General features: G+C 60.7%; 36 protein-coding genes and 1 tRNA gene. 3 read left to right on the top strand and 34 right to left on the bottom strand.

What is annotated here, in order from left to right:
• The first annotated feature begins 65 nt into the window (after positions 1-65).
• A complete protein-coding gene (locus tag QX070_RS26095) occupies positions 66-689 on the top strand; it encodes a hypothetical protein (RefSeq protein ID WP_315740030.1) in 624 nt (207 codons plus the stop codon).
• Between the two features lie 230 nt (positions 690-919).
• A complete protein-coding gene (locus tag QX070_RS26100; RefSeq protein WP_315740031.1) occupies positions 920-1,645 on the top strand; it encodes a helix-turn-helix transcriptional regulator in 726 nt (241 codons plus the stop codon).
• 1 nt (position 1,646) lies between these two features.
• On the opposite strand, the gene QX070_RS26105 is transcribed toward QX070_RS26100, so the two are convergent.
• The 25 genes from QX070_RS26105 to QX070_RS26225 all read right to left on the bottom strand — a co-directional run bounded on the left by QX070_RS26105 (position 1,647) and on the right by QX070_RS26225 (position 18,964).
• Entirely contained in the window at positions 1,647-2,039 is a 393-nt protein-coding gene (locus QX070_RS26105; RefSeq protein ID WP_315740032.1) for a hypothetical protein, read from the bottom strand.
• Positions 2,036-2,293: a hypothetical protein gene (locus tag QX070_RS26110; RefSeq protein ID WP_315740033.1), complete on the bottom strand. Its 258-nt coding sequence runs from the start codon at positions 2,291-2,293 to the stop codon at positions 2,036-2,038. Before QX070_RS26110 ends, QX070_RS26105 begins: the two co-directional genes overlap by 4 nt.
• 154 nt (positions 2,294-2,447) lie before the next feature.
• Complete coding sequence (locus QX070_RS26115) at positions 2,448-2,633, bottom strand: hypothetical protein (RefSeq protein WP_315740034.1); 186 nt, start codon at positions 2,631-2,633, stop codon at positions 2,448-2,450.
• Positions 2,630-2,827 (bottom strand): hypothetical protein, encoded by a 198-nt coding sequence (locus QX070_RS26120; protein ID WP_315740035.1) that lies wholly within the window; start codon positions 2,825-2,827, stop codon positions 2,630-2,632. The genes QX070_RS26115 and QX070_RS26120 overlap by 4 nt, the downstream gene beginning before the upstream one ends.
• Positions 2,828-2,899: 72 nt before the next feature.
• The gene (locus QX070_RS26125) at positions 2,900-3,169 is read right to left on the bottom strand and encodes a hypothetical protein (protein ID WP_315740036.1); all 270 of its coding nucleotides are present in this window, start codon (positions 3,167-3,169) and stop codon (positions 2,900-2,902) included.
• Positions 3,153-3,476 (bottom strand): hypothetical protein, encoded by a 324-nt coding sequence (locus QX070_RS26130; protein WP_315740037.1) that lies wholly within the window; start codon positions 3,474-3,476, stop codon positions 3,153-3,155. The genes QX070_RS26125 and QX070_RS26130 overlap by 17 nt, the downstream gene beginning before the upstream one ends.
• A gap of 9 nt (positions 3,477-3,485) precedes the next feature.
• Entirely contained in the window at positions 3,486-3,671 is a 186-nt protein-coding gene (locus QX070_RS26135; RefSeq protein ID WP_315740038.1) for a hypothetical protein, read from the bottom strand.
• Positions 3,671-4,429 (bottom strand): hypothetical protein, encoded by a 759-nt coding sequence (locus QX070_RS26140; RefSeq protein ID WP_315740039.1) that lies wholly within the window; start codon positions 4,427-4,429, stop codon positions 3,671-3,673. The genes QX070_RS26135 and QX070_RS26140 overlap by 1 nt, the downstream gene beginning before the upstream one ends.
• A 20-nt stretch (positions 4,430-4,449) precedes the next feature.
• Positions 4,450-4,818, bottom strand: a complete 369-nt coding sequence (locus QX070_RS26145; RefSeq protein WP_315740040.1) for a hypothetical protein — start codon at positions 4,816-4,818, stop codon at positions 4,450-4,452.
• Positions 4,818-6,443: an ATP-dependent helicase gene (locus QX070_RS26150; RefSeq protein ID WP_315740041.1), complete on the bottom strand. Its 1,626-nt coding sequence runs from the start codon at positions 6,441-6,443 to the stop codon at positions 4,818-4,820. Before QX070_RS26150 ends, QX070_RS26145 begins: the two co-directional genes overlap by 1 nt.
• 69 nt (positions 6,444-6,512) lie before the next feature.
• Positions 6,513-6,884 (bottom strand): hypothetical protein, encoded by a 372-nt coding sequence (locus QX070_RS26155; protein ID WP_315740042.1) that lies wholly within the window; start codon positions 6,882-6,884, stop codon positions 6,513-6,515.
• A complete protein-coding gene (locus QX070_RS26160) occupies positions 6,884-7,255 on the bottom strand; it encodes a hypothetical protein (protein ID WP_315740043.1) in 372 nt (123 codons plus the stop codon). The genes QX070_RS26155 and QX070_RS26160 overlap by 1 nt, the downstream gene beginning before the upstream one ends.
• A 151-nt stretch (positions 7,256-7,406) precedes the next feature.
• A complete protein-coding gene (locus tag QX070_RS26165) occupies positions 7,407-7,745 on the bottom strand; it encodes a hypothetical protein (protein ID WP_315740044.1) in 339 nt (112 codons plus the stop codon).
• 150 nt (positions 7,746-7,895) lie between these two features.
• The gene (locus QX070_RS26170) at positions 7,896-8,312 is read right to left on the bottom strand and encodes a hypothetical protein (RefSeq protein WP_315740045.1); all 417 of its coding nucleotides are present in this window, start codon (positions 8,310-8,312) and stop codon (positions 7,896-7,898) included.
• 11 nt (positions 8,313-8,323) lie between these two features.
• Positions 8,324-10,336 (bottom strand): hypothetical protein, encoded by a 2,013-nt coding sequence (locus QX070_RS26175; protein WP_315740046.1) that lies wholly within the window; start codon positions 10,334-10,336, stop codon positions 8,324-8,326.
• Positions 10,337-10,344: 8 nt separating this feature from the next.
• The gene (locus tag QX070_RS26180) at positions 10,345-10,809 is read right to left on the bottom strand and encodes a hypothetical protein (protein ID WP_315740047.1); all 465 of its coding nucleotides are present in this window, start codon (positions 10,807-10,809) and stop codon (positions 10,345-10,347) included.
• A gap of 17 nt (positions 10,810-10,826) precedes the next feature.
• On the bottom strand, positions 10,827-12,962 hold the full coding sequence (locus tag QX070_RS26185) for an ATP-binding protein (RefSeq protein ID WP_315740048.1): 2,136 nt from the start codon (positions 12,960-12,962) through the stop codon (positions 10,827-10,829).
• Positions 12,963-13,001: 39 nt separating this feature from the next.
• Positions 13,002-14,012, bottom strand: a complete 1,011-nt coding sequence (locus tag QX070_RS26190) for a M28 family peptidase (protein ID WP_315740049.1) — start codon at positions 14,010-14,012, stop codon at positions 13,002-13,004.
• A 21-nt stretch (positions 14,013-14,033) separates the two neighbouring features.
• Entirely contained in the window at positions 14,034-15,557 is a 1,524-nt protein-coding gene (locus QX070_RS26195) for a hypothetical protein (protein ID WP_315740050.1), read from the bottom strand.
• Between the two features lie 424 nt (positions 15,558-15,981).
• Entirely contained in the window at positions 15,982-16,512 is a 531-nt protein-coding gene (locus QX070_RS26200; protein WP_315740051.1) for a hypothetical protein, read from the bottom strand.
• A gap of 149 nt (positions 16,513-16,661) precedes the next feature.
• A complete protein-coding gene (locus QX070_RS26205; RefSeq protein ID WP_315740052.1) occupies positions 16,662-16,955 on the bottom strand; it encodes a hypothetical protein in 294 nt (97 codons plus the stop codon).
• Entirely contained in the window at positions 16,952-17,326 is a 375-nt protein-coding gene (locus QX070_RS26210; RefSeq protein WP_315740053.1) for a hypothetical protein, read from the bottom strand. The genes QX070_RS26205 and QX070_RS26210 overlap by 4 nt, the downstream gene beginning before the upstream one ends.
• 74 nt (positions 17,327-17,400) lie before the next feature.
• On the bottom strand, positions 17,401-18,156 hold the full coding sequence (locus QX070_RS26215) for a hypothetical protein (RefSeq protein ID WP_315740054.1): 756 nt from the start codon (positions 18,154-18,156) through the stop codon (positions 17,401-17,403).
• A gap of 87 nt (positions 18,157-18,243) precedes the next feature.
• Positions 18,244-18,636, bottom strand: coding sequence for a hypothetical protein (locus tag QX070_RS26220; protein WP_315740055.1), 393 nt, complete (start codon positions 18,634-18,636; stop codon positions 18,244-18,246).
• Positions 18,629-18,964, bottom strand: a complete 336-nt coding sequence (locus QX070_RS26225; RefSeq protein ID WP_315740056.1) for a hypothetical protein — start codon at positions 18,962-18,964, stop codon at positions 18,629-18,631. The genes QX070_RS26220 and QX070_RS26225 overlap by 8 nt, the downstream gene beginning before the upstream one ends.
• Before the next feature lie 3 nt (positions 18,965-18,967).
• On the opposite strand from QX070_RS26225, the gene QX070_RS26230 reads away from it, so the two are divergent.
• Entirely contained in the window at positions 18,968-19,627 is a 660-nt protein-coding gene (locus tag QX070_RS26230) for a hypothetical protein (protein ID WP_315740057.1), read from the top strand.
• Here the strand turns inward: QX070_RS26230 and QX070_RS26235 are convergent.
• The 9 genes from QX070_RS26235 to QX070_RS26275 all read right to left on the bottom strand — a co-directional run bounded on the left by QX070_RS26235 (position 19,611) and on the right by QX070_RS26275 (position 23,494).
• A complete protein-coding gene (locus QX070_RS26235) occupies positions 19,611-20,042 on the bottom strand; it encodes a hypothetical protein (protein WP_315740058.1) in 432 nt (143 codons plus the stop codon). The two genes, QX070_RS26230 and QX070_RS26235, sit on opposite strands and share 17 nt — an antisense overlap.
• A 1-nt stretch (position 20,043) precedes the next feature.
• Positions 20,044-20,247, bottom strand: coding sequence for a hypothetical protein (locus QX070_RS26240; protein WP_315740059.1), 204 nt, complete (start codon positions 20,245-20,247; stop codon positions 20,044-20,046).
• Positions 20,248-20,273: 26 nt separating this feature from the next.
• On the bottom strand, positions 20,274-20,795 hold the full coding sequence (locus QX070_RS26245; RefSeq protein ID WP_315740060.1) for a hypothetical protein: 522 nt from the start codon (positions 20,793-20,795) through the stop codon (positions 20,274-20,276).
• Positions 20,796-20,807: 12 nt separating this feature from the next.
• Entirely contained in the window at positions 20,808-21,188 is a 381-nt protein-coding gene (locus QX070_RS26250; RefSeq protein ID WP_315740061.1) for a hypothetical protein, read from the bottom strand.
• Between the two features lie 10 nt (positions 21,189-21,198).
• A complete protein-coding gene (locus QX070_RS26255; protein ID WP_315740062.1) occupies positions 21,199-21,735 on the bottom strand; it encodes an HD domain-containing protein in 537 nt (178 codons plus the stop codon).
• Entirely contained in the window at positions 21,735-21,932 is a 198-nt protein-coding gene (locus QX070_RS26260) for a hypothetical protein (RefSeq protein WP_315740063.1), read from the bottom strand. Before QX070_RS26260 ends, QX070_RS26255 begins: the two co-directional genes overlap by 1 nt.
• A 106-nt stretch (positions 21,933-22,038) precedes the next feature.
• A complete protein-coding gene (locus QX070_RS26265) occupies positions 22,039-22,353 on the bottom strand; it encodes a hypothetical protein (protein ID WP_315740064.1) in 315 nt (104 codons plus the stop codon).
• Between the two features lie 244 nt (positions 22,354-22,597).
• Positions 22,598-22,672, bottom strand: a tRNA-Glu gene (locus tag QX070_RS26270).
• Between the two features lie 234 nt (positions 22,673-22,906).
• Entirely contained in the window at positions 22,907-23,494 is a 588-nt protein-coding gene (locus tag QX070_RS26275; protein WP_315740065.1) for a hypothetical protein, read from the bottom strand.
• Positions 23,495-23,545: the final 51 nt, after the last annotated feature.

Consider the following 23,545-nt stretch of genomic DNA (forward strand, 5'->3'; position numbering starts at 1 on the left):
ATGCAAATGCAAAGGCAAGCCACGAGATGTGGTGATGCGGCAACACCGACACCCACTAGGGACCGATGAACCCCATCCTCGTAGCCGGCCTCGATCCGGCGTTCGCCAATTTCGGGATCGCCCGAATGTGGCTCGACCTCAGCACGCTGGAACTGAAGCTCGATAGATTCCGAACGATCTCGACCGAGAAGCTGGCCGGCAAAAAGAAGCTGATCCGGCAGAACTCGGATGACCTGCGACGTGCCCGAGAGCTGCATGCCGGGCTCCACGAGGAGCTTGCCGGCTGCACGGTGGCCTTTGCGGAGATCCCGTCAGGCGCCAAGGCTGCAAGAGCCTCCTACGGCTTTGGAGCTGCCGCTGGCGTTCTCGCGTCGATCCAGATCCCGCTCTTCCAGGTCATGCCGCTGGAGACGAAGAAGGGGAGCGTGGGCAATCCAAAGGCCGAGAAGCCGGAGATCATCTCCTGGGCTGCGCGGCGCTATCCAGAGGCTCCCTGGAAGCTCTACGACCGCGACACGATTGGGAAAGGCGGTAAGATTCTGAACCGGAAAGGCGAGTTGCATCTGGACAATGAGCATGTTGCAGATGCGATCGCCATCGTACATGCAGGCCTGCATTTGCAGGAGTTCAGGCAATTGTTAGCAATGCTCAAAATTGCTGCGCCCGCCTCGCAAGCAGCAGGTTATTGATTTTATTATAGATTTGCGGAAAAATGAGAACGGATGACGAACGAAAATTTCGTTGCATTCGCCTGAAACCTAGACTAGGGGAGAGGTGTTAGCATCCAAACAAATGGATGGGGCCGGCATGCAAACGGAATTCTTGACCAGAAGATCACTGCTCGAAAACGATTCTGGGAGGAAATCCCGTTCAACCCTAGTTTCATTTTCTAAAGACTGATAGAAAAAGGCGCATTGCAATGACCTTGGCTCTCGAAAAAGTGGCAGCGAAAACAAAAGCACAAACTCCGAAGCAGGTCGTGATCGAGTGGATCGACTACATCCTCGATCGAAAGCGGTGGAATGCTACGGAGCTTGCAAGGAAGGCGGAACTCGCTCCGTCGACTTTGCTGCGCCTCCTCAACAACCCTGAGCATCCTTTCCTTCCTACTCAGAAGACTCTTGCGAAGATCGCGGACGCTTCGGGCATCCCGATCACGAAGAAGGTCATGGAGGCTCTCGGAGCTGAGACGGAGGAGAACGGCACAGAAGTCCCGGAAGGGATGTCGAAGCGCGCTGGACTGCGTCCTATCGCCGCCAGGACGGCGACCGTCGAGTTCAAGCATGTGTCCGCTCTGCCGGCTTCGTTGCAGGCTGCAGCTTCGAGCCGAAGGGATGGCTACGTTCCGGCTCCGCCTCAGCTTGACGGAGACGAGACGGGCTTCGCGTTCCATGTGCCGGATGATTCGTTTGGTCTGTGGCTGAAGGCAGGGTCGCTCTGCTACGGCACGAAGCGCCGTGATCCCGTTGCCGGTGACATGATCCTGGTGACCGGCAAGGACGGGAAGTCGAAGGTTCGACTGCTGACCAGCATCGACGAGCGAGGCCTCGTCATGACGAAGACGATGCCGGCCGGCGATGAAGAGCGGATGGCATTTGACGACGTCGCTGAGATCGCCATCGTCGCCGTGATCGTGCGCTTGTAAGTCAGCACTGACTTACGTCGATAGCTCCAAAGAGCGTCTCGACCCTAGCGACCATTGACCTGATGTAGCCTGAAGGGGCCGTCATCAGGTCGATGTCGAAGTCCTTCCGAAGCTGACGAAGCTTTGCGAGCCACTCCCTAGCATCATCCAGCTGGGCTCGATCGACTCGATCCTGCCATTCCGTCTTCGCAATCTCGAGACGGACCTTCTCGATTTCGAAGTCGAGATACTCTGCGAACTCCCTCAGAAAGACTTCGAGTTTCTTGATCTCGGGCTCGATCCTGACGAGGCAGTCGCATGCCCGTCCGATGATGACGGGCAGCCGGCTCTTGAAGCGCGGGTTGATCTCCCTACGAACCGGATTAGGTGGATCCTCTATGATGGAAGATTTCATTCCCGTTTTCCCTTATTCTCGGTGGCGTCGTAGTCCTCCTGGGATGGACGAAATGGCGGCAGACCACGGTCGAGCGCCGCCAGCGCCAATGCTACAATCTTTGAGACGCCGCGCCGCTCCTGCTTGCTGACCGCCTGCGGCGTGATGCCCAGCCACTGGGCAACTTCGGCCTGGTTCAGCCCGCGGGAAATCCGCCACAGCTTGGTCTCCTCACCGGTCAGAAACTTCTCGTTGTCGGGTGCCTGCGATGGCATTTCCCACCTCGTTGCTGTGGTCCCGATTGTGTCACGGCGGCGGCCAACAGGCCTATACACCACGAACAAAGGAATGTTCCTACCGCCATGTAAACACCGGTCCTGTGATTTTTAGAGCACACGCGGTTGTATTTATGCAAATCAGCACCCACGATCATGCAGCCTTCCTCACCGAATCAGCATCCCGGATGCGGGCGAGGTTGCCTTCCTTCCACGCCGACGCGACGAGACGTATCGCCGCCGTCCTGAGCACAGGCTCGGTCGCCATCAGTACCCATTTTCCGTCCTTCCGTTGCGCGACATAGAACAACGGCGGTGATCGGAAATTACGCTTCGTCATAGTGCCTCCAAGAAATTGGTGATGGGACCGTCGCGCTCATCGAAGACGTTGATGATGTGACGTTCGTTGGTGTCGTCGACCGGGATGGCGACGTGGAATGCAGTGCCTTGCGCCCGCAGAACCTCGATGATCTCGATCGTTCCTGTAGCGCCGGCCGCCACGACGTGCTCAATGTCCTCGTGATCCGAACCCATCGTCTCTTCAAGGAATCCGAACCTTCTGGCCAACCTTGAAGCCGAACGCCTCCGTAAGCTCCTGATTCTCCTTCACAGTGCCTCCAGGAAGTTAGTGATTGGTCCATCGAGCTGGTCGAACGAATTGACGATGCCGCGCTCGTTGGTCTCGTCGACGGGGATCCAGACGTGGAATACGATCCCCTGGCTTCCGGTGTAGACCTCGATGTGGTCGATGATGCCGATCGAGCCAGCCGGCATCGTGTGCTCGATGTCCTCGTGGTCCGCGCCCTTGGTCTCGATCTTGAGACGCACGCGCTGCTCGGCCTTGAAGCCAAACGCCTCCTTAAGCAGCTTGGCCATACTGGTCCTCCAGCTCATCGGAGAGCTTCTCGGCGCCGGCCAGGACCGTTGCGAGGCTGATCGTGTAATCGCTGATCAGGTGGTAGCTGTTGCCGTAGACCAGCCACACCCAGGCGGTCTTGCCGTCCTTGGTCAGGTACAGCCTGTCCTCGTCGGTCGAGAACATTGCCTTGAGGATCGCCTCGCGGTCGCTGCTCTGCTTCAGGGGGAAATCACCGCCGTCCCACACGTCGATCGTGTAGCCGGCTGCAAGAGCGTCATCGACCATCTTCTCGGCGATCTGGCGCTCGATCTTTTCGTTGTCCAATGTCGTCTCCTATGCGAAGTCCAATTCGTCGTAGCCATCCTCCGCCTCATCGTGGCGGCGGTGATCGGTGGCGCGCAGGGTGGAGCGGTTGCTGCCGCGCGAGGTTCTGATGAGGCTCGCGATGTCCTCCTCGCCATCGAGCGATTCGAGCAGGCCAACGGAGCCGCGGCCGAAATATTCAGCGTTCTTGGCCATTACGCAGCCTGCAGCACTGGTTGAAAGTTGTTCCGGCCAGGCCCGTGGATCTGGATAGTGATGTCGGCCTTCGCCGCGGTCTTGTGGCCACCGCAGAGCAGGCATTGGGCGCACTGCGTGGCCTTGCCCATCTCCTTGGACGCGGGGCAGTGGCCCTCACCAGTGAGCTTCGGAGCGCCCTCAGGGCGCACGCGGTAGGTTCGGAAGCCGAGCGCCTTGGCAAGCACCCGGTCGATCTCCGTGTCACAGGATGCCATGCAGAAGGCCGCCAGCTCGGGCTTCTCGCGCCACATGTGGGTGAAGCCGGTGACGTCGTTGACCTTGGCGAGGATCGTCTCCCAAACAGCCATCGGGATCGCGCCAGGATCTCCATAGGCGCCGGCACGAACGCGCTTGCCGGCCAGAAGCTTCCTGGCCTTGGCCAGGGTCACCTCGGGATAGACGCCGCGCTGGTAGGCATCGAAGACCACGTGCGGACCGCGCCACAGCATCACGTAGCAGGAGCGGCCCTCGTTTCGGCGAAGCCTGGTCTTGGGATCGGTGACCACCCTGCCCATGTGAATGCAGCTGCCGCAGATCGCCTTGTCGGCGCCGATCTGGCTCGCCTTCAGCGGGTTCATGTCCTGGCGCAGGATGTAGAGCTGCACCATTGCACCGGTTTTGGAGTTGCTGCCGCCGTCCTCAAGACCGGTGGCGAGCAGCATAATGGGGCTGCCGTCCACCTCGGACGGCCCCTTCCATACGATACATCCGTTCATGGGATTTCCTTTGTTTGCATTCAAGCAAGTCTGAGGACGTGCATATGGGGAAAAGCGAGCGCCAGGTCCTGCTCCGCGCGATGGAGCTTGTGGCTCAGGATGCTGATCTGCTTGCGCTTCCTTGCGATGAAGGATTCGAGGGCCTCTTCCTCGGTCGGACAGGCCCATCGCTTGGTTGCGGTCAGCAGGACGAAGCGTCCGCTGATCCAGGCCCCTTTCGGGGTTCGACTGATGATGCGATGCCAGCGCATTTCCAGCTGCGGATCCGTGACGCCGTAGCGATCGGCGTCAGGATCGATGCACACGGAATATCGCTGGGCTTCGCACCGCCAGAGGACCGAACTCCCATTAGGAGGCCGGCCGTAGGGGTAGACGAGCTTCGGCAGCATCAAGCCACCTTCTGCGTCAGCGGCAGCTGACCCTGGGCGGGCTGCTGGTTGTCGTTGACCGGTTTGACCTTGGGCAGCGGCGGCATCAGGTCGATCAGCTCGTCCATGGCACGTGTTGCGGCCACGTACTGCAGGTTGATCTCCTGCTCCTTCTCCCACGGCATGCTGGCGTATTTGGAAGGGCAGGTGCCGAACCGGTCGAGCCAGTAGACCCGCTTCCATTCCCGGCCCTTGGACCGGTGAATGGTCGCGAGCGTCAGAATGCCCTCGACGTTGTCGGCGAAGATGTTGTCGATATAGGCCACGACCGCGGAGATGCTGTCGTGCTTGTCCTCACGGCACGCATCCATGATGACCTTGAGGGTTTCGAACTTGTCCTCGGCCTCTTGGACTTTCGACATCTTCTTCTTCGGCAGCCAGCGCTCTTTCTCCTTCTCCAGCCAGTCCTCCAGCTTGTCCTCCAGCTCAGGGATGGTGTTGATGGACTTCCAGCGGGTGGCCAGCTTCTTGAGCTGCTCGCCGATGTCCCGGCCCTCGATCCGGCACGGCACCTTCTCCCGGATCAGGGCGAAGGCGGCGTTCACGAGCGGCCTGGTGTTGCGGCACAGGATCGCCGAATCGCCGTTCAGCCGGTCACGCTGCTGGATCATCTGCTCGAAGCTTTCGAGGCTGATCCTGCCCTCCGGCGCGCTCGGGTGAGCCTGGATGTGGTTGACCCAGGTCTGGGCGAACTTGACCACCGTCTTCGGACACCGGTAGGTGACCGTGAGCGGCATCTCCTTCGCGCCAAACTCCTGCTTGATGATGTCCAGGCTGTCGTTGTCGGCACCGGTGAAGCCGAAGATGGCCTGGTGGGGATCTCCGACCGCGAACAGCCGGCCGGTGTTCGGCTTCATCAACGCCCGAGCCAGCAGCCGGCGCACCGTGTTGGTGTCCTGCGCCTCGTCGATGATGACGGTGTCGTACTGCCACATCTTCACCCGATAGAGCAGGGCGAGATAGATCATGTCGTTGAAGTCGATGACCTGCGGATTGCTGTTCGACTCGTTCAACACCTCAATCGCCAGATCGATCAGGTCGTCCGCCTTCTTCTCCAGAGCCTCTTCATCGAACAGGTCGAAGTGCTCGGCGAGATCCTCCCAGACCGAGGTATCCTCGATATCGCCGCAGCCAGGGATGCCAATGCCTGACTGCTTGGCAAGGCCCACGAGCTGGACCACGACGCCCACATGAGGAGCGAGCGAGGCATCGATGCGGTTGGTGTCGATCCAGCCAGCCGTGATCCGGCCGACCTTCTCCTCGTCGATCCTCACGCCGGAGAAGCGCCGGTCCTTCCGGAGGTTCCGGAGCGCGATCGCATGGCAGGTCGAGGCCTCTGCCTTCTTCCAGTCGATGCCCAGCTTCTGGAGCTTGTCCTTCAGCTCTGCGGCGATCTTCCTGCCGAACGCCAGGATGACGCTGCTGCCGCGCATGCGGCTAACCGTGTGGACGATCGTGGTAGACTTGCCGGCTCCGGCTACAGCGATCAGGACGATCGAGCTGGTCCCGTTCCAGGCCTCATCCTGAAAGGCAGCCTGCTGCGGCGACGGAACGTAGATGGCGGGCGCTGCCGCGGTGCTGGACATTTGTTCCTCGTCTGGTTGGGTGCGGACACGTTAGCATCGATTAGCATTCATGCAAATAAAAAAAGCAAATCAAGCGGCGGTTTTCTGCTCAAGGCGATCCTTCTGGCGAAGCACCTTCAGCGCGGCGACGATGCGCTTTGCGTTCTCCTCGCTGCGCGGCTTGGCGATCACCTTGCGATCCTCGAAGACGATCCAGCAGTTGTCGTAGATGTCAGGGATCGCAAACACCTCGCCGTGCTCGGTAAAGAAGGCGGTCTTGCCCTCCGGCGTCACGTGCTGGGTCTGCACCATCCCATAGCAGTGCGGATCGAGGAATCCCTTCTCGATCAGGCTTCGCGTCGCAGGGAAGTGACCCTTGCGCAGGTAGATGGTCTCGCTGACACTCTGCGAGATCGCCCGCGCCATGATCTGGTTTTGCAGGTCTGTGAAAGTTTTTGCCATCAGAAAGTCCTCCCGGCAAACGGCTTCCGGTTCACGCCGTCTGCTGCGGATCCGTAGGTTGTGAAAGGAAGGTGGATGCCGAGCGCGGCCAGCTTCATGCAGAAGTCGAAGTCGCAATGCTCGGGGTAAAGACGCTTGTTCGGCACAAGAGCCGATGCGACGAAATGAGCTTCGCTATCGAAGCTTTGCGGGCTCGGATTGCTGCCGAGGTAGATGGCCCGATGGATCTGTCCGTCCTTTTGGTAGATGTGCCAGGTGTAGCGTTCGCAGTCGTAGCCGTAGAGCAAGGTCCGGTCGGGACCATCGTCAGGGCTTACCGTGATCGGGGTCTTATCGACCTGCCGGACAGCCATCATCTCGTCTTCCGTCATGGCGTCGCCTCTGATTCCCTTTTTGCCGTGAGTTTTGCTGCGGCCCGATCTCGTTTCCGGTTCTTGACCGCGATGATGACATGGACCTTCCCGCCCATCCTGCGGATGAAGGTGCGGCACCTGGCGAAGGTGCGCTTGGCTCCGTAGGGCCTCATCGGAGATACGCTGGACCGGACGGTCCCATTTTCTCGAGCCCGTTATGCTCGTCGAATATGTTGCCGCGGGCGTGCTTGGCCGGCTTGGACCAGCTTTCGGCCTTGAGGACGTCGCCGGTCGCCTTGTCGACGAAGCAGTGGACGCCGGTCCCCTGGATGATCTTCCAGCGCTTGTTCAGCTCCACGATGTGCCAGGTGTACTTGGGGATCGACGAGTAATTCGCTGCGCGGTGCTCCTCGGAGATCCGCTGGCAGCCCTGGTAGAAGATGTCGAGGGCCTCACGGAAGGTCGCGCGAGTAAGGTGCCCTTTTCCATCGCATCGCCAGTCCGTCACCTCACCGTCCCTGACCATACAGCCGGTGTAGAAGCCAGGTGAGTCCACCGCGGCGCAAAGGGTGCATTTTGCCGTTTCTGGCATCGGATCCTCTGTTCTGTTTGCATTCAAGCAAATGGCCGGGCAGCAAGAGGCCACCCGGCCGGCGCATCACAGCTCTGCAGCGAGCTTGCGGAGGTCGTCGAGTGACTTTCCGCCCAGCTCCTCGGTCTCCTTGGCCGCGATCAGAGCCAGGATCTGCTGCTTCTTCTCGCGGTTCGCCGCGGTCTCGGCAGCCTTCTCGGCCTCTGCCTTCTTCGTCTCGACGACGTGCTTGACGATGTCGAAGGCGAGCTGCAGCTCGTTGTCAGCCTTCGACGAGCTGCTGAGCCAGGGCAGGTCATCGTCGGTGCTGCTGTCCTTGAGCCGGCGGTTCAGCTCGCGGGCGATGCTGGTCAAGTCCGCGCTGTTCTTGGCCCTGCTGCTGATCTGCAGGTCCCAGAGCTGCTCGACCGTCAGGCCGCCACCGCCGAGCGGGGAGGGGAAGCGGAGCTTCAGGCGAGAGGCCTTCTCGAACAAATCTGACATTCAGTTCTCCTTCAGAATATGACCTTGACGGTCCGGGTGAAATTGCCCTTCACTTTGGCCAGGATCTCGTTGCGCTGTGTGCTGGAGAAACCGAGGCCGCTGATTTGGTCGGCCGACTCGGCCGTCCTCATCTTCGAGCCGACGATCTCGATGACCTTCCGATGCTTGGAGAGATCTTCGCGGAGGAACTCGTTGAAGAACCCGCGTGCCTGTCCGTCGTTCAGGCAGCCTTCGAGCATGAAGAAGTAGTGCTTGTTGCCGACGCCGTGACCGTCCCAGTAGTTCGGTGACAGCATCATCAGGTTGACCGGGTGGAAGGCCTGGGTCGCTATGTTCCAGACCGTCTTGGTCGACTGCGTGGACGGCATGGAGGAGATAATCTCGATGCCCTTGGCTCGGGAGTATTTGAGCTTCGCGACAGAGATCTTCTCCTTGTGGCGGACCGCCTTGGGATAGGCGAACCGCGTGATCTGGCCGAGCCAGTCGATCTCGACCTCGAATCCGACATCGACCGACTCTCGCTTGCAGAAGTTCTCCACGATCAGCTCGTAGATGCCCTCCCGCATCGTCGATTGCGAGCTGTAGAAGATGTTCTCGACCGGATGTCGGCTCTGGCCGGCGCCGGCATTCATGTCGACGTCCAGCATGCCGCCACAGCGAGACCGCTGACCCTTGTTGCCGAAATAGATCTCGTTCCCGTCCGGCTCGCGCATGTGGAAGTCGAGATCGTCGTAGTTCGACCATGCGAGACGGCAGCACAGGTCGCCGCTGACGTTGCCGCCGGCCTGCTTGACGCGCTCGCGGACGCCGTCCGCCATGTCACCGTTGTAGGACCAGGAGAAGTTGTTGTCCCACTTGAACAGCCGGGAGGCACCTGGATCGACCGGCGCGATCAGGCTGACCAGGTTCGAGATGTGCTTGTTCTCGAACATCACCTCGATCGACTCGGCGCTCGGAACGACCTGCGAGAGGAACTTCTCGATCGGCAGCTCTTCGACCTTGTCGATCTTCCGGGTGCTCGACTTGACCGGGATCGAGTCGAACACGTCGCCGTCGATCACCTTCCTGGTCGCGTTGTCTGCGAACAGGATGTTGGCCGCCGAGATGTCCGTCGTGCGGGCGTAGCGCCGCTCCAGGGCGCCCGTCAGTCCCAGCTCGGTGATCGTGGCCTTGGCCTTCTCGATCATGCCCTTGGTCACCAAGGCAGTCGGCCGCTTGTAATTGGCCGGGGCCACCATGGCCTCGAACTTGCGGACCGCGCCGTTCATGTCCATGCCCTCGGACAGGTCGATGAGCAGGGTGCCGATCGAGGTGTTGCGGATGCCCGTCACAGAGCCCGGATTGGCCTTCACAGCGAGCCAGACGAACGGGTCGCGCTGATCTTCCGGCAGCCGATCGAACGCAACCTTGGCCTTCCGGAAGGCCTCCACGGCGAACTTGTGCTCGTGGCCGCGGTAGAGCGAGTTCTGGCCGATCAGCTCCAGGACGGTGTCGATCGAGTCCATGGAGAGGGTGGTCAGAGCACGATGGAACACGTCGTGCGCCGAGCGGATCTCGGAACGCTTGGTAACCAGCATGTCGCCACGCATGACGCGGCCCGCCGGCAGGTGCAGGTGAAAGTGCTCCCAGGCCCGAACCTTGCCGAGAACGTCCTCGAAGTTCTTGTCGGTTCCGACCGACGCCTCGTAGTGGAAAAACTCGTCCGCGATCGCCCGGGACTTCACGAGCCGCGACATCGCATCGGCGACTGTCTGATAGACCGGATCGGCCACCTTGCCATCCCAGATCGAGACCAACTTTCCGTCGACGATCGAGACCACGTTGCCGACTGCACGGATGAATTGACGACAGCAGCTGCAGTCATGCTCCCTGCGCTCGCGGAATACCGGATTGGTGCCCGCGGGGAAGCTTTCGAGATAGGCGTCCCACAGCAGGTCCTTGTCGACCGCCGTGCAGAACAGATGGCCGTCGCGCATCTTCTTGAACTGTGCCGAGACGGCGTGCTTGAACAGAGAGAAGTCCATGTGGTTTCTCACTCCTTGATGATCTCGATGATGGAGATATTGGCGACGAAGCCGAAGAAATCCTCGTCGCTCTCGACGTAGACGCGCTTGTCGGCATCCGCATTGTCGACATCGCCGACCGTGTAGATGCCGTCAGGCGCATCGGGATCGCCCTGGACGCGAACCCGGTCTCCCGGGCTCACGAGCAGGACTTTCATCGCATCCGGAGCCGCCTGAGCCTTTTGTTCCCACGCCTCCGAAAGCTTCTCGCCGTTCAGGAACAGACCGTCCTCATTGAGGACGGCCGCTCCATCGGTGGCCGCTTCGACCGCCACCCGCACGTCAGCGAGACAAACGAGCTTGTCCGCGTCGGCAGCACCCGCCTGCAGCAGCTCCTTGACCTCGTCGAACTTTGGATGGTCCATCGCCAGGACCCATGGACGGCCCTGTGCGATGAATGTGATCGAAGTGTCAGTGATGATGCTCGGGATCATGACGGTTTCCGTTGGTTTCAGGCCGCCTCGTCGAGGTCTTCGTCGAGGTCTGCATCCTCGTCATCTTCGACGATGACCTTCTCGTCCTTGGCCGGCGCCAACTTCCGGAACTCCTGGCTGTCAACCAGGAGGCCGAGATAGTGCGTCAGCTGTCGGTAGGTCTCGCCGTCGAAGCTGTAGTAGCCGGCGCGATTGATGATCGACCGGAGCAGCGGGTACTTTTGGCCCAATGCGGCATATTCCTTCTCGACCACGACCACGGGATCATCTGCCCTCTTGATCTCGACGGAGATGCCGAGCTTCTTGAGGGCACCGTGAGCGATGTCGGATGGCGTGGTCTCCCGGGCGCCGCGGCGCGACAGGCTGGACTGAGCCTGGTGCAGCTTTGACCAAAAGGCCTGCACATCGTCCGGCATCCGCTCGATCTGACGGCTCTTGGCCCAGACCGAGAGGTTGCTATTGAGCGAGGTGCGATTGTCCTTCTCGGTCAGATGCTCCGGATCGACCTTCGCCTTCAGGTCGGAGACGATGTCCAGCTCCGACCAGTTGTCCGGAGTCACCGCGTCCTGGCCCTTGATCAGGAACATCTGACCAACTTCCAGGATGCCGAGCCGCACACAGTCAGCAACCACGCTGTCGAGGTCGTAGAGGCTGATCGAGCGACCGTTGACATAGAACCAGCTGTCGTGGCGCCGCCGCCGGCCGTAACCCGCGGTCGACTCCTCGATGTACTCGCCACCATCGGCCAGATCGACGTCCTGCGTCATCTTGTGCAGGCCGCTTGCGCTGACCACCAGGGTGCGGCGCTTGCGGACCGTCTTGCCGCGACGCTTCTCGACCGGAACCTTGAAGCTGTCGAGATCGACAACATTCTCGGGATTGCCGAGGCGAGCGAGAGTGGCATCGCGGTTGATACGCTTGCAGCGGACCCAGAGCACCTTCTTGCCGACCAGCTCCGCCATCATGAAGCGGCTGAGCGAGTAGCTCGGATTATGCTCGATGACGATCGTGGCGTCCGCAGCCCAGGACGTGCGAACCTCGATGTCATCGAACTTCTCGAACGACCGCCATCCGTCATGCAGCTTGGCTGTTTTGAAGTCGCTCTTCAGAATGTGCTGGTGCAGGCGGCGACCGCTCCACTCGATCAGGTTGCGCAGCTTTTCCAGCCGGGTTATGCCCAGCTCTTCCTGCTCGGTCTCGAACACCTTGCAGGCCTCGAACAGCGTCTTGGCCGCATCCACCTTCCGGCGGACCTGGTTGATGAAGTTCTGCTCGAACGACGCGACCAGGCTCTTCAGCGTCCCCTTGGTGTTCTCGTCGTAAGCCAGCTCCTCACGGGATAGCGTGACCTTCAGCGAGCCGATCGGAGCGTCGAACAGCACAGTGTCGTCGTGATGCAGGAAGCCGGTGGTCTCGATCTGGCGCAGATCGATGGGATACATGACGCAGCCCATGCGGACCTGCGGACCGTAGAACGGAACCGTATGGTCCTTGTACCAGGTCCAACCTTCGCCGGAGGACGACACCTCAGCATCATTCCACTGCGGCGCCGGGGTGATCCTGGGGCGCGGATTGAACGACCATAGGATCTGGCTGGCACGGCTGTTGAAGGCGTGGACGTCTTCACGGCGGACCGGGAACGACACGTCGAGGCCTGACGGCTCGTCGGACGGAACCTCTGCGAGTAGGCGCAGCACCGGAAAGCCGCCGGCAGCCAGCGACATCACGTAGGCCCGCATCATGCCGCCGGTGTAGGAGACGACGTTGTAGGAGCCAGCGCCGTTCTCGCCGATCAGGTAGGCGAAGGGCGAGAAGCGGCCGAGACCCCAGCCACCAACGTCGTTGTTGCTCTCGCGCTTGGTCGACGCATACATCTTGGCGTAGACGTCCTGCATCTGCTCAGGCGTCATGCCAGGACCGAAGTCGCGGACGCGGAACACCGGGTTCAGACCGGTCGGCAGATGGACCTCGTAATTGCCGCGGGAGGCGTCCCAGGCGTTGGTCGAGATCTCGCGGATGGGGTAGCCGATCTTGTCCTTCGCCAGGCCCGACATCTGGGCGTAGAAGGCGACCGCGTTCATGTCGAACGTGACCTTGATCTCCGACTGCACACCGGATGCGACGTCGACGTGATCCTGCATTCCAAGCTTCATGGCGTGGTCTTTCTGTTGTCAGTGGTGATGTTGTGTGGATCAGGAGGCGATCTTCGAGCCCAAGCCGAAGCCGAAATCGTCGTCGTCATCGAACAGGTCAGAGATCGAGAGATTGCCGCCTTGATCGATGTCAGGCTTCTGGTTCTGGCATTCGATGATCGTGTTCACTTCCTTGAAGGTGAGGCCGACCTCATCCTGCAGGAAGCGAGCGATTGGACCCGGGTTGTGATAGACCAGGTCGTAGACCGTGGATGGCCGCTTGCGCCGGTAGCTGGACAGCTTGCTCAGGATCTGGCTGGGCAGCTCTGGCTTCTTCGGATCACGCTCGACCACGAACTTGCTCTGGTCGATCTTGACCATGTGGTCGCGCAGCTTGATCAGGTGATCAACATCCTGCTTCTCGGTCGGATGGTGCTCTTCGAAGTAGCCGACCGACAGGTTGCTGCACTCCGGCACCAGGTTGATGTATTTCTTGGTGTCGGTCAGGAAGCCGGTCGGGTCGAGCTTGTAGCCCTCGGGCAGCTGAGCAGCGATCGAGTTGCCGAACGTATCCGAGCAGCAGCGCGGTCCCTGGTGAGTGATCACCGAGTGCGTGCGGCGACGATCGAACGCCACAGCCACCTGGATGCCTTCCAGGAACTTCGGGTTCTTCTCAGCAATCGCGCTGGAGCCGATGCAGCCGATCTCCTCTGCAGCATGGAAAATGTAGAGACCAGGCACCTTGGCCTTGATCATCTCCGTCATGATCCACACGCCAGAAGCGCAGTCGGCGCCGAGGCAATTCGACTTCGATTTCTCCGGCAGGCGGAGGAACTTGCCGTCGTAATGGACCTTCTGGTAGCCGGTCCGATTGTGGACGCTGTCGGTGTGCGACGACCATAGGACAGTCGGGCTTTCCTCGCCGATGATGAGGAAATGATTGCCGAACTGGTCCTTCTTGACGCCGAGCGGCATCAGGAAGCGTTCGATGAACTCCGCCTCCGTAGGCGATCCCGCCGGGCGGCGATAGGTCAGCATCGCGGTGAGGGTTTCGAGGTCTTTGTTGCTCATTGCTTATGCTTTCGTCGGGGATTAGGCGATGCGTCGACGGATCGTGCGGCCATCGATCGTTTGGGCCGTCACGTACTCAGCTTCGCGGGGTGCTGGGGCCGGAGGATCGAAGCGGCTTTCGAGCATGTCGCGGATGGTGAAGTCCGGACGTGGCATGGTGAGTCGGCTGATCGGGATCTGTTCATACTCATCGACCCAGACATTCAATCCGCCATACGGCCTGCGAGCGTATTCACGTTGAGTGCGCTCCTTCTCCCGCCGTACCCAATGGCGGGAGACCGTCTTGCCGTTGTGCTCGACGAGATCGGACTTTTTGCAAGGCAAATTTGACACCTCGCAAATCGCGCCGTTCTCCTCGAACCACTTCTTGGAGACGTACATGTCGTTGCCGTAGCGACCGCCATCTGGGATGACGACCTTGTATTTCGCCTCGTCAGGCCACAGCTCCTGTGTGCCTTCGCACCTGAAGGCGTAATGTTCGATCGCTCCAGCCGACCATTGCTGCTCGACGCCGTAGACGTGCTTGAAGGACCGCTTGCTGAAGTAGCGAAGCATCTTCGGGCACCAGCGCTGGATCTCTGCGTAGCCGTTCGTCCCACCGCTCTTGACGATGTCTGGATGATCGGCCGCGTCGATAGGCGGCTCCTTGTCCGCTGTGATCCAGTGATCTCCCGCATCGATGCAGACCTTGAGGTCGTCGAAGTAGGGCATCACCGCGTAATTTTCGTCGTTACGCAGGAACACCTTGAGCATCCTGGCGCCGACGAAGGTGGGGCCGTTGCCATCGGCGGAGTGATCGTCGCGCGGCGTCTCGAAGCCATCTGCTTGAAGAGCAGACTCCAGACGCTGCACGTCGCCGTAGCAGCGGCCATAGACCTTCTTCTCCGGCCAGCACACTGCACGAGACTGGATGCTGCCACGGCTATTCACCGTGTAAGCAACCGCCAGGTCGCCGCCCCCGTACACCGAGACCGGACGGACCGGGGTTGAGAACGAGTGGTCGCCGTCCATGCACGAGGAGGGGCCATTCGCGTACACGTGGGCGATATCTGCGGGAGAGAAGGCGAAATGGATCTCGCCGCTGGGGTCGATCGCCGCGATCAGCTTGCGCCGCTGGTCGTCGGGGATCTTGCTGTCGCCGATATCGAAGTACCGGCTGATGTACCGGCCAGGGGTGATCGAGGTGAACTTGTCGAGGATCGCGTCCTCTTCGGTTGCGACGAAGGTGATCATGGTGGGTGCGCCCACCAGCTGGATATGGGCGAAGTGGTCCGCGATCGGCGGAAGGTTCCATTTCGCCGGCAGTGCCTTGAGAATGCCGCGCTCGATGCCATCAGCGAGGCGCTTGCGATGGCGTTCGCGCCAATCTCCAGCCTGGCTCATGCGCCGAGGCTGCACACGGACGCCAAGGTAGTCGCCGACGCGCTTGGCCTCCTTGGCGGCTTCACTCCCCTTCTCGTAGGGACCGTATTCCGGCAGCGGCACATCGGTGCAGACGCCGGGCTGGTTCGGATCCGGCTCAAGCCGGACGAGGTAGAAGGACATGCATTTCTCCGGTGTGCATGCGAATTGCATTCAAGCAAACGAGCTGACACACGTCTGCCGGCGAGGAGTCCTCTCCCGTTCGCTTTGTGCATTCAAGCAAACAAAAGAGCAAGCGAAAAGTTTGGGCGCTTGAGCGCCTCTTGTGGTCTATCCCTTGATCGGTAGCGAATAGTGGTCACGGGCAACGTCTCCTGGGTGCGGGATTTGGAGTTGTCGTTGTCCGATCCGGTCTGTCCCGTGAACGAAAAAGGCGGACCCGCCGAACGAGACCGCCTGTCCTGTTGTGACGCATACTCTGTTCTTTCTACTCTTCTCCGCCCGTCCTAGAAGAGTTCTCACTGTTGCCTATGTCCCTTCGTTACCGCGCTTTTCAGTCACCGGCCGCCCCGAGATCGCGGCCGGCTTGCGTCCATTGTTCCCTCCTCTATTCGTCTTTCCAGTTGATGACCAATTCACCGCCGAAGAAGTCGACGGCCTTGGCGATGTGCTTCATCATCGGGAGTCGGCGCCTGGCCTTCGACCCCAGGCAATGACTCGAGAAATACGCCCCTGTCTTTAGCTCGCGATCGAGGTCTCGGACTGCGATGCCATCCTCCTCGCAGCGACGCCGGATCGCATCAACGAGCGCGTTGCCGGTCGTCGCATACTTCGAAACCTCGCTCTTAAACCTGATGCCGAGGGTTTCGGCTCGCGTGCGGACTGATCCTTCACCGCGCCCCATCAACCGCGCCACCTCGATCGCGCCCTTGGTCTTCGCGTGCTCGATCAGCTGCCGATCGTCGGATGGGTACCAGTTCTTGTACTCGCGAATGGCGGCGAGCCCGAGATCATCTCGCTTCCGTCTGATCGCCTGTTCCGATCTGCCGGGAAGCTTCTTCTTCAGTTCCTTGACCGGCGTCTGCGGATTGTCCCGCAGGATCTGCTGCTCGCGGTCAGACCAGTATTTCAGCTTCATGGTGGTCTCCACGGCGAACGAAGCGCCTCACGGCCCGACGTTCGCGTCCTCGTTTGCTCTTCGAGAATGGTTCGGGATGGCGCTTCCAGGTGCGCTCTTCGAGCAGGAAGCGGAACGCAGCCCCAATGGCGCGCTGCGCCGGATCGCCCTTATCGCAGGGGTGCCGCCATCGGCGACGACGCAGAAACATCGCGATGCTCCTTCAATCGACAGACGAGCTGGGTTTCATCCTTCCCGTATTTGCCGGTCGCGATTTGCTGATGCAGCTCCAGCGGCTTTGGGCATCCGATCTGCCAGTTGCCGCATTGCTCGCATGTGCCACCGCGTCCGCACGGGTATTGAGCTGTGACCTGGGTGCATGTCAGGCGCGGCTTGGGAATGCCGTTATCGCCGTCGTCGCAGCCGGCGAGCAGCAGAGCTGCCATGAGGATGGCGCGCTTCATGCCGCCACCTTGTTCTCGTGCCGGTAGAACTGCGGCTTCGGCGCCTCGTACCAGAACATGACGCGAGGCGGTTCCTCGAAGGCGACCACGACGGTCGGATCGGAGTCCGTGTAGCGCCGGGCTGCCTTGCGCAGCGTTCGGCCGCTCTCACGTGCGGTGTCGACGATCAGCAGCTTGAAGCCTGCCGGACAGCGGGCTCCGTACGGAATATACGGGATGTGCAGGATATGCGAGGCATAGACGGCGGCGACAGCGCCGGATCGCCCGGGGCCGGTGACGGCATTCACCTGGAAAAGATCGGTGCTCGACAGCACCTCGCGAAGGCGAGCGGCGAAGGTCGGCTCATCGATGACTCGGACTGGCTCTTTCATGCTACGGCCTTGTTGTTGATGGTCGAAGAAAATGGGTGGGGTGCCCGCCCTCCGTAGAGAGCGGGCAGGTCGCATCACCAGTTGCGGCTGATGTTCTTGTTCAGCGCCCAGTAGGGGTTCTCGGCATCCGCCTGGATGTAGAGCTGCTTGTGTGCCGGGTAGTGGCGGGTCTTGAGGATGGTGCAGGTGCGCGAACCGCGGTTCTTGCGATACGCACGCACCTTGTCGCCGGTCTTCAGCGTCATGCCGGCGACGTACTTCGGACCGGCATCGACTGCCTCGCCCTCGTCCTCCTCGTCGTCATCGGACGTGGCGGCGACCTGGACCGGCGGGATCTCCTGCTTGAGGGCAGGGATCGTGACCGGCAGGACTGCGAAGACATCGCTTTCGTTGCGTGCCACGTCGAACGCCGCCTGCTCGGTGTCATACAGCTCGGCGCCGAGCGAGAATTCGCGACGGTCCTTGAAGATGATCACGAACTTGAGCTGCTCGACCGCGGGGCCGACGTTCTCGACGCTCAGGTCGCCGTTGAGGCTGTTGCCATCGGTGTCGAACTGAGTGACAACCTCCTCGCTGCCGTCGTTCGAGACGACGACCACCGGATAGTTGTTGCCGGCCAGGACGGCCAGGACGCGGGCGTTGCTGTGTCGATCGTCGTCGTCGTTGGAGTCGAACACCTCGAACGGCTTGTTGAAGTCGACGACACCGACCGGATAATTTGTCTCCGGAGCAGTTGCCGGCGACGTCGTGGTGACGACGGCGGTTTCGTTCACGAGCGCGGAAGCGGACTCGGAAACGTCGAAGGTGGCCTCGCCCATGGTGGGGTCCATTCAGTCTCTCCTTGGTGGTGGTTGGTGCGTGCCGTGCATTCCCACCCCCGTCAGAGGGCGGCGCGCTTTGCTCAACGGGGGTGTTGGTTAGGAGCAGCTGTAGTGGCTGCACTGATACAGTCGGCCGTGGTTGTCCCTCAGGATTCCGTTTTCAGGATCCTCGGAGAAGGCCTCGACATCGTAGTCGCGGATCTCGACCGACATGCCGAGCTTCATCTGCGCCACATGTGCGTTTCCGCCGAGCACGATTACGACCACGTCAGGGCCGACGTTGACGATGTCCCACATGGACTGCTCTTCACCGCCGCGGTAACACTTCGGATACCGGCCGTCCTCCTCACGGAAGGCGAGGCGCTCGACGCCATCGCAATCAACAGCAAACAACAGTGGTCCGCAGCCCGGGCCATTCCAGAAGCCACGGCCGATGAACCGGGCAGGGCGCCCCTCCCGGGTCTGCATGGGCTTACTGAAGTCAAGCATCTTCGACCTCGAAGGACTGATCGATACCGCAGGCCTGCGGCCAATTCGGCTCGCCCGTGGACAGGAAATTGTCGATCGCCGCCAGGGCCGCGCCGGGCGTGATGTAGTCGTAGGTCATGCCGTTGAGGTCATCGAGCGGCGGATAGAACAGGAATTGAAGGCGATAGCTGCGATCGTCCTTGACGTATCGGGCTCCGCTCTTGCTCTCGGTGGCGCCATCTCGCTTCATGACAGCCCACATCCAGCCGCCGATGCAGGCGGTCGTCCCGCACTCGCGTTTGTCGAACAGGCACTCCATGTTGAAGCCGTTCTGCTGGCCGAAATTCATCTCGTGGTCGTGGTGGAAAGCGCCGTTGGCGAACAGCTCACGGACTTCGAGCAACGCCTTGTGTTCCGCTGGCATGATCTGAAGGGCGTCAGCGGAAAGCACTGGTCTTCTATCGGTCATCTATCCCTCCTGAGTGGGTGCGATCTGGGTAATTTGCATTTGCGCGCGACGCAAGCAAAATTTGCATTCAAGCGCATCTGCCTCCATACTGGTGGAATGGGGAAATCTGAAATCGTAAACGGCCTGCCCTGGTTCTCGACGAAGCAGGAGCGCGAGATCTTCACGAAGCTGGGCTTCTGCTCCGTTTATGCAGTGGGGCCTGATGGCGGCCGGCCGCTGCGGATCGGCGTCTCAGCGAACCTGCAGAGCAGTCTGAAGACCATGCAGCTCGGCTGCTGGAAGGAGTTGCAGGTCCATCACATCATCTGGGTGGATGGTGAGCTGCTCGCCAACCGTATCGCTGGCGACGTCTGCAGCGTATTCGACAAGGGCAACCGGCGCCTCGCCGGCAGCTGGTTCGATGTCACGGCGGAGTTCGCCGTGCAGGCGATGCGTCTCGCCACCGACAGGTCCCGGATCAGGTTCCTGTCGCATGGCGAGCTGCTGGAGCAAGTTCGGTCGGCGCGGAGGCGGAAGATCGAGGAGGCTATCGCTCGGGCTTGACTGGCGCGCAAACCTCGAACGGCCAGCCCTTGTCTTTCTGACCGCAGGCTTCGCCGGTCCAGGGCTGTCCGCACGCCACGCAAACCTGCTCGGTTTCGCCCTTACAGTCCTCGATCGCAACTTCCCTTGCACGCCGGAGCAGGAACTCCAGCGCGCCCTCGCCATCGTCTGTCCAGCCCAGAGACATTGCGGTCTCCAGGACGTGCGCTCCGGTACGCTGTTCTCGGTGCCTCTGCTCGCGCCGAGCAGCGTGACGCGCCTTCACGGCATCGATCTGCGCTTGTGCTTGTATCAATGAGGCGTTGCGCCGATCATCCATGGCCGCCTTGAACCATCGACCCTTGCCGCTGTAGCTGACCCAGCACGCAGGATCGAGCGTGTAGGCCAGCTGCTTGACGTCATGATCGTACGGCATCTCACAGCACCTGCTTCAGGTCATCCGTGATGGAGAGGATGCGGTTGTAGTCGTCGCCGTTCGGCGGCCGCGAGTCGTCGCCGCGAGGCGGAGTCCCGTTAAGCCGACTGTCGTACTGGTCGATCTCAAGAGTGACATTCCTGGCGACCTGCTCAATCCGCATCAGCTGCCTGATGCGGAAGAGCGCACGGATTGTGCGGATCATTTTGAGAGCCTCCTTAGGCCGCGATATCAGGTCGCCAGCTTCTTCAACTGAGACTTGGTGTAGATGTCGCCGATGACGTCGGTCGGCTTGCCCCGCAAGTTATCGATAATCGTGAGCAGGCCGCCGATCTTCGGCTTCATCGACTTGGCTTCCTTGACGGTACATTCGTGGAGGCGCTTACCGTTCGGCATAGGGTAGTCCCAGAAGCCAACCTCGACGACGTATTTGACGGCCTCGTCCCGCATTGCCTCAATTACCGGAGCGCGCTTCGCAGCGGAGGCAGCACGGCTTTGTGCGGTGGTCTTCGGCCTCTTGACCGAATGCAGCTTGCCGTAGTTGAGGGAGAATACGGTTTCCAGCGCGATCACCATGAGAGATGCATTCTTCGGAAGCATTATCTGCTGGACGAAGAGGTCCTGTATCTCGTCCCGGTTCATTCGAGGATTCCGCTTCTCAATCTGAACCAGAAGCTCCATGGGCGTAGCCGGTTGCTGCCGTCTACGGTTCGGCAACTTCGCTGTTGTGGTTTCAGTGACGACTTGCAGCATTTTCTCTCTCCTTTAGAGTGTTACGCCGATGGTTTTTGCCCAGTTAACCCAGGTTGTTCGATCCGCAACCGAAGCGGAAAAGCCGAATGACCTGGCTAGATCGACGGCTAGTACGGCCTTGTCGTAAGCAGCCCGTGAAGTGCTCTTCTTGCGACAGGAGTCGCAACAGAACTTGGCCTTGCCGTGCTTTTGCGAGATATCGATGCCGCATTCCGGGTTATTGCAGACACGCTTGTGATTGCCATGAGCAGCGTAATAGGCGAGGGCGTTTGCGACATCCTCGTACGTGGTGTTCAGACCATGGACGATCTTCTTTTTCGACCATCCTTGATCGTGAAGCTGCTTGATTGAGCGCCACCGAAACCGGATATTCTTGGCGCGGCGCTCTGCCACTGACGGAATCTTAGGCGGCGAGGGCATACTTGGCCTTCTCCACTTCATCGAACGCTGCGCGCCACAGCGGGTAGCAGAACTGCTTGGCGTTCACGAGCATAGGCACCAGTTCTGCCTTCTCCGGGATGTAGTGCTTGCGGGCAAACCCGTGATCGTGCTCGGCGATGTCCTTGGTATTGCTGATGGTGTCAGCGCACTTGATCATCTGGCCGAAGGCCGAGGCGCCGGCCAGGTATTGTCGATCGAGACGCTTTCGCATTTCGCGATTACCATGCTCGGGCCGGCTGACGTCGGTCACTTCGAGCACCAGCTCGGCGATGGTCTGGTCAAATTCGTCGACCAGCTGCCGGAACGTGGTCGTGGTGTCTTCCAGCGTGTCGTGCAGCCATCCTGCGGCGACCAGCTGCGGGTTCGCGGTGTGGCGCAGCAGGATGTTGGCCACCTCTTCCAGATGGTGCCAGTACGGCACGGCGGTATACTTGCGGAGCTGCGCGCCGTGGGCGTGCTTGGCGAAGTCTCTGGCTTTCTGGATCCAGTGCAGGTCCATCAGGCGACCCTCTCATTGTCGTTGTTGGCGGGGTGAATGGCGGCCAGGTCCAGCGCCGGGACGCTGACGCTCAGGTCCATCGGCTCGGTCCAGCTGAGGTTCTGGAAGTCGCGATGCACATGGTTCTTCCGGAAGCGACAGATGGTGAATGTGCCGAAGGGCAGGCGGTACTCCGGACCTGTTACGAAGGCGAACATGAGCTTCTCCTGCTCCAAATTTGCATCGCAATTCGTGCAAACGCAACACAAAACAAACGCAACCCGGGAGGAGATTGCTCCCCTCCCGAAAGTCACGTTCAGCTGATCAGCGCGCCGATGCGCTGAAGATGTACCAGGTCGACGGATCGCTCTCGACGATGGTGCTCTTGGCGTAGGCCTTCTTCGAGAAGTTGTGCGACGGCCGGCTGTCGATCGAACCGGCGCCGATGCTCGGCCAGGTCTTGACGTCGCTCTCGACGATCGTGGACGGCGCCGTGTATTCGAGATGCAGGTTGCCGGTGCCGACCTGGCCGGTCGCCGAGTTGTAGACCGTATAGTCGCCGGCAGCGGCCGGGGACGACATCACGGACAGTGCAGCGAGCATGGTGGCAGCGGCAAGCAACGCGAACTTCTTGATCATGTAGCAGACTCCTTGTGATGAAACCGGAGGTTGTCCGGCAGAGCAACGCATGTCGCTCCGTGCTGCGCTCCGTGATGAAGCGCAGGGCGGAAGGTCAGCGATGTCGGGGTGGATCGCAGGGATTGCATCGGGCGAGGGGCGACGTCCCCACGCACGCTTGTTGGCTACCGAGCCCAATTGGACTCGCCTGATCTTCGACGATCAGATTCACCCCTCGGCCGATGCAATCGCTTGCTAAGCGTCCTGGCGCTCCCGGAAGGAATCGAACCTTCCTTTCCGCCTTGAGAGGGCGGTGTCCTTGCCGATAGACGACGGGAGCTTGCTCAGGTCAGAAGCGGGAGACGAACGTCAGAGCACGAACGAGGGACGATCAACGAGGAACAAACCACAAGCAACGAGCGCTCATAAAACCGGACGAGTGACGAAGCTCCACACGATGGGGAGCGGGTTCAGCCGGGTAACGAGGAGCGTTGCGACCTCGGGGTGAGGGCGTTGTTTGCCAATGATGATCTTTCGATCGGTGTGCCTTCGGTAAGTCTCCCGCCCACTTGCGTCAGATGAGGCCTGTCTGCCGGAGCAGGTTTGCATCGCCTTCTGCGAGTTCCAGATGCACCGCGGCGTTCAGCCCGGCGCGATTATCTTCGATCGCTTCGAGCGACCGCTTGGCTTCGATGTAGCCCGCGGCGGCCTTGTCCCGCAGCTCGGGCAACACCACCGACACGTTCACAGCGCGGTTCACGCCATAGCTGCGCTCGGCGCTTTGCAGGGCGCTGAGGCTGAAAGCCAGCTCGGCCTTCAGCTGCTCCTCGGCCGGCGTGACACCAGCGGACGCCAGCTTCTTCAGGATCGCCATGACGCGGTTGTGGTGCGCCGCCTGGGCGAGGGCTGCCTCGACGCCTTGCTCGACGTTGGCCTTGGCGATCGCCTGGCGCAGGTTCGCCAGCACCAGGGAGAGCGCCATGTATTCGTCGATGCGCTGCGTCAGCGTCCGGACGCCGGGTCGGATCACCATTTCCGCCGGATCATCGACATTCTGCTGGATCAGCAGCGACAGGCTGACGTTGGTCGGCAGCTCGATCTTGGCGAGCATCGCCTCCAGCTCCTTACGGAGCTTCAACGCTCGCTTCAGTGAGATTTTCATTCCGTCCTCCGTTTGCGGCATATTTGCATTCAAGCAAAGCAAAAGTCAAGA

The organism is Bradyrhizobium sp. SZCCHNR1093, from assembly GCF_032381175.1.
GTDB lineage: Bacteria > Pseudomonadota > Alphaproteobacteria > Rhizobiales > Xanthobacteraceae > Bradyrhizobium.

Coding starts and splice junctions, on each gene's coding strand:
- QX070_RS26170 (WP_315740045.1), bottom strand. CDS start 8,312: ATGTCAGATTTGTTCGAGAAGGCCTCTCGCCTGAAGCTCCGCTTCCCC.
- QX070_RS26225 (WP_315740056.1), bottom strand. CDS start 18,964: ATGAATTTCGGCCAGCAGAACGGCTTCAACATGGAGTGCCTGTTCGAC.
- QX070_RS26255 (WP_315740062.1), bottom strand. CDS start 21,735: ATGGACCTGCACTGGATCCAGAAAGCCAGAGACTTCGCCAAGCACGCC.
- QX070_RS26240 (WP_315740059.1), bottom strand. CDS start 20,247: ATGATCCGCACAATCCGTGCGCTCTTCCGCATCAGGCAGCTGATGCGG.
- QX070_RS26155 (WP_315740042.1), bottom strand. CDS start 6,884: ATGGCAAAAACTTTCACAGACCTGCAAAACCAGATCATGGCGCGGGCG.
- QX070_RS26125 (WP_315740036.1), bottom strand. CDS start 3,169: ATGGCCAAGCTGCTTAAGGAGGCGTTTGGCTTCAAGGCCGAGCAGCGC.
- QX070_RS26190 (WP_315740049.1), bottom strand. CDS start 14,012: ATGAGCAACAAAGACCTCGAAACCCTCACCGCGATGCTGACCTATCGC.
- QX070_RS26265 (WP_315740064.1), bottom strand. CDS start 22,353: ATGATCAAGAAGTTCGCGTTGCTTGCCGCTGCCACCATGCTCGCTGCA.
- QX070_RS26245 (WP_315740060.1), bottom strand. CDS start 20,795: ATGCTGCAAGTCGTCACTGAAACCACAACAGCGAAGTTGCCGAACCGT.
- QX070_RS26095 (WP_315740030.1), top strand. CDS start 66: ATGAACCCCATCCTCGTAGCCGGCCTCGATCCGGCGTTCGCCAATTTC.
- QX070_RS26115 (WP_315740034.1), bottom strand. CDS start 2,633: ATGACGAAGCGTAATTTCCGATCACCGCCGTTGTTCTATGTCGCGCAA.
- QX070_RS26200 (WP_315740051.1), bottom strand. CDS start 16,512: ATGAAGCTGAAATACTGGTCTGACCGCGAGCAGCAGATCCTGCGGGAC.
- QX070_RS26210 (WP_315740053.1), bottom strand. CDS start 17,326: ATGAAAGAGCCAGTCCGAGTCATCGATGAGCCGACCTTCGCCGCTCGC.
- QX070_RS26120 (WP_315740035.1), bottom strand. CDS start 2,827: ATGGGTTCGGATCACGAGGACATTGAGCACGTCGTGGCGGCCGGCGCT.
- QX070_RS26275 (WP_315740065.1), bottom strand. CDS start 23,494: ATGAAAATCTCACTGAAGCGAGCGTTGAAGCTCCGTAAGGAGCTGGAG.
- QX070_RS26105 (WP_315740032.1), bottom strand. CDS start 2,039: ATGAAATCTTCCATCATAGAGGATCCACCTAATCCGGTTCGTAGGGAG.
- QX070_RS26150 (WP_315740041.1), bottom strand. CDS start 6,443: ATGTCCAGCACCGCGGCAGCGCCCGCCATCTACGTTCCGTCGCCGCAG.
- QX070_RS26140 (WP_315740039.1), bottom strand. CDS start 4,429: ATGAACGGATGTATCGTATGGAAGGGGCCGTCCGAGGTGGACGGCAGC.
- QX070_RS26110 (WP_315740033.1), bottom strand. CDS start 2,293: ATGCCATCGCAGGCACCCGACAACGAGAAGTTTCTGACCGGTGAGGAG.
- QX070_RS26215 (WP_315740054.1), bottom strand. CDS start 18,156: ATGGACCCCACCATGGGCGAGGCCACCTTCGACGTTTCCGAGTCCGCT.
- QX070_RS26235 (WP_315740058.1), bottom strand. CDS start 20,042: ATGCCGTACGATCATGACGTCAAGCAGCTGGCCTACACGCTCGATCCT.
- QX070_RS26160 (WP_315740043.1), bottom strand. CDS start 7,255: ATGACGGAAGACGAGATGATGGCTGTCCGGCAGGTCGATAAGACCCCG.
- QX070_RS26220 (WP_315740055.1), bottom strand. CDS start 18,636: ATGCTTGACTTCAGTAAGCCCATGCAGACCCGGGAGGGGCGCCCTGCC.
- QX070_RS26260 (WP_315740063.1), bottom strand. CDS start 21,932: ATGTTCGCCTTCGTAACAGGTCCGGAGTACCGCCTGCCCTTCGGCACA.
- QX070_RS26135 (WP_315740038.1), bottom strand. CDS start 3,671: ATGGCCAAGAACGCTGAATATTTCGGCCGCGGCTCCGTTGGCCTGCTC.
- QX070_RS26185 (WP_315740048.1), bottom strand. CDS start 12,962: ATGAAGCTTGGAATGCAGGATCACGTCGACGTCGCATCCGGTGTGCAG.
- QX070_RS26175 (WP_315740046.1), bottom strand. CDS start 10,336: ATGGACTTCTCTCTGTTCAAGCACGCCGTCTCGGCACAGTTCAAGAAG.
- QX070_RS26100 (WP_315740031.1), top strand. CDS start 920: ATGACCTTGGCTCTCGAAAAAGTGGCAGCGAAAACAAAAGCACAAACT.
- QX070_RS26195 (WP_315740050.1), bottom strand. CDS start 15,557: ATGTCCTTCTACCTCGTCCGGCTTGAGCCGGATCCGAACCAGCCCGGC.
- QX070_RS26145 (WP_315740040.1), bottom strand. CDS start 4,818: ATGCTGCCGAAGCTCGTCTACCCCTACGGCCGGCCTCCTAATGGGAGT.
- QX070_RS26180 (WP_315740047.1), bottom strand. CDS start 10,809: ATGATCCCGAGCATCATCACTGACACTTCGATCACATTCATCGCACAG.
- QX070_RS26205 (WP_315740052.1), bottom strand. CDS start 16,955: ATGAAGCGCGCCATCCTCATGGCAGCTCTGCTGCTCGCCGGCTGCGAC.